Here is a 596-nt window from a genome sequence, read left to right on the forward strand (position 1 = left end):
GGCGCAGGGTCATGTCGTCGATCAGGCGCTGACGCAGCGAGCCGCCGGCAGCGGCGGGAACGGCAAGGACGGTCATGGGATGGCTCCGCTCGAAGGGAGCCGGGATCGTCCGCCCGGGCCGGGCGACCCTCAATCGGCGCAGGACGCTCGGATCAATCCGCGGACCTCGAAGCTGCCACCCATCCCGCGCGAGCGGGTTCGTTCTTCCACCCTGAGCGGTCGATCCGCAATCGACCCAACCCGGGCACCCGGACCGCCATCGGCGCTTCTCCAAAGCGTAGGGGTGGACGCCCCCTGACGGCATCGATGTGCCAGAGTGGAGGTGTTGCAACACCACTGCAGGAGGCGTCCATGGGTGAGGTTAGCACAGTCGGGATCGATCTCGCTAAATCAGTCTTCCAGGTTCACGGCGCGGATACGAGCGGCGCCGTCGTTTTCCGCAAGAAGCTGCGGCGTGATCAGGTGCTGACTGACCTGACCGATATTTTGGACCGAGCCGATTGGGAGGCTACTGCATGGCCGCTGCCATGGGTAGCCGGAAGGCCAGATCCGGGTAGCTGACGGGCGCGGGCGGCCGATAGCCCAGGGACGAATGC

The 596-nt window shown here is 66.3% G+C and carries 1 pseudogene; it reads left to right on the top strand.

Annotated features, from left to right (window positions below):
- Positions 1-351 precede the first annotated feature (351 nt).
- Positions 352-468, top strand: a pseudogene (locus tag ACLBYB_RS32700) (IS110 family transposase); the annotation flags it as partial.
- Positions 469-596 lie beyond the last annotated feature (128 nt).

Source organism: Methylobacterium sp. D54C (assembly GCF_053345595.1).